Origin of the sequence: Streptomyces sp. DH37 (genome assembly GCF_029813835.1) — a bacterium.
Lineage (GTDB): Bacteria > Actinomycetota > Actinomycetes > Streptomycetales > Streptomycetaceae > Streptomyces.
On the sequence record NZ_JARVKV010000141.1, the window covers coordinates 1 to 2,188 of the forward strand.

Annotated in this window: 1 protein-coding gene; it reads right to left on the reverse strand. The window is 77.0% G+C overall.

Going from position 1 to position 2,188, the window contains the following annotated elements; translation table 11 throughout:
• Nucleotides 1-2,182: amino acid adenylation domain-containing protein (locus QC029_RS30345; RefSeq protein WP_279559062.1), on the reverse strand; the 2,182-nt coding region annotated here is incomplete at its 3' end.
• Nucleotides 2,183-2,188: the final 6 nt, after the last annotated feature.

Sequence of the window (2,188 nt, forward strand, 5' to 3'; positions counted from 1 at the left end):
ACAGGCGGCGCTGGGCGAAGGACAGCGGTATCCGGTCGGGGCGTTCGGCCGGGCGTACCGGCGGGCGTCCGCCGGCGGTGGAGTCCACCACCCGCTCCGCCAACGCCGCCACCGTCTGCGCATCGAAGATGTCCCGGAAGGGCAGCTCGATGCCGAAGGTGGAGCGGACCCGGCTCACCAGCCGGGTGGCCAGCAGCGAATGCCCGCCCAGATCGAAGAAGCTGTCGTCGATGCTGGCGACCGGCTTGCCGAGCAGCTCGGCGAACAGCCCGCACAGCGTCTGCTCGATGTCGTTGCGCGGAGCGCGCGCCGCGCTGTGCCGCGGCTCGGGCAGCGCCGCGCGGTCGACCCGGCCGTCCGCGGTCCGCGGGAAGGCGTCCAGCACCATGGAGTGCGCGGGCACCAGGTGGTCCGGGAGGACGGCCGCGGCGTGCTCCCGCAGCGCCTCGGCGTCCGCGGGGGCCGCCGGGTCGGCGGGCGTGTGGTAGGCCACCAGCACGGCCTCACCACCGGGCCCCGGCCGGGCGGCCACGGCCGCCGCGCCGACCGCGGGGTGCCGGGCCAGGACGTGCTCGATCTCGCCGGGCTCGACGTGCCGGCCGCCGACCGTGATCCGGTCGTCGGCGCGGCCGAGGAGCTCGACCGTCCCGTCCCGGGTGATCCTGGCCAGGTCGCCGGTGCGGTAGAGCCGCGACCCGGGCGGGCCGTAGGGGTCGGCCACGAACCGCTCGGCGGTCAGGTCCGGCCGGCCCAGGTAGCCGTGCGCGAGCTGCACGCCCCCGACGTAGAGTTCACCGCCGCTGCCGGCGGGCAGCGGCGCGAGGTGGGCGTCCAGCACGTAGGCCCGGGTGTTGCGGATCGGCCGGCCCGCCGGCGCGTACGCCCCGGCGGCCCCGGTGGTCCCGTCCCACGCCAGGGCGTCGAACGACGCCTCGGTCGGCCCGTGCAGCACGTGCAGCTCCGTCCCCGCCGCCAGCGCCCGGAACCGGTCGCGCAGCGCGGCGGGCAGCGCCTCGCCGCTCACCAGGACGCGGCGCAGCCCGGTGCACCGGGCGGCCTCGGGCTCGGCGAGGAAGACCTCCAGCATGGACGGCGCGAAGTGGACCGTGGTCACCTCGGCGCGCCGGATCAGCCGGGCCAGGCGGACCGGGTCGCGGTGGCTGCCGGGCTCGGCGACCACCTGGACCGCGCCGGCCACCAGCGGCGCGAGCAGCTCCCAGACCGAGACGTCCAGGTCCGCGGGGGCCTTGTGCAGCACCCGGTCGTCCGGGCCGAGCCGGTGGGCGTCCCGCATCCACAGCAGCCGGTTGACGATGCCCCGGTGGGGGACGACCACGGCGCGCGGGCGGCCCTGCGGGTCGGAGGTGTGGACGAGGTAGGCGGGGGAGTCGGGCAGCGGGCCCGGCAGCGCGCCGGCGCCGGCGGTCAGGGCGGCCGCCTCCTCCTCGGTGCCGGGCTCGTCGACCACGACCACCTCGGCCCCGGTGCCGGGCAGGACGGACCGGGCGGCGCGGGTGGTGACGATCGCGGCGGGCGCGGCGTCGGCCAGCAGGTAGGCGATCCGCCCGGCCGGGTGACCGGTCTCCACCGGCAGGCACACCGCGCCGGCCCGTAGCACCGCCAGGTGCCCGACGGTCAGGGCGGCCGAGCGGGGCACGGCGACCGCGACGACGTCGCCGCGGCGCACTCCGCGGGCGGCGAGCAGCGTGGCCAGGGCGGTGGAGCGCTCCTCCAGTTCGGCGTAGGTCAGGTGGGCGTCCTCGGCCGCGACCGCGGGCCGGTCCGGGGTCCGCGCTGCCTGCGCGGCGAACGCCTCGGGAACGGTGCCGGGCGCGTCGGACTCGACGGCGTGCCCGGTGTCGTTCCACTCGGTCAGCACCTGCCGCCACTCACGCGGTTCGAGCAGGTCGAGCTGGCTGAGCGGCATCGACGGATCGGCGACCCCCAGCGACAACAGCCGCACCAGGCGCTGGGCCAGGCGCGCCACCGTCTCCTCGTCGAACAGGTCCGCGCTGTACTCCACCGTCACCTCGACACCGGCGGGAGCGCCCTCGGCGTCCTTGCGTTCGATGAAGTTGAAGCCGAGGTCGAATTTGGCGGCGCCGGTTTCGCCGTCGAGGGGGTGGGCGGTCAGGCCGGGCAGGTCCAGGGCGGCGCGGGCGTTGTTCTGCAGGACGATCATGACCTG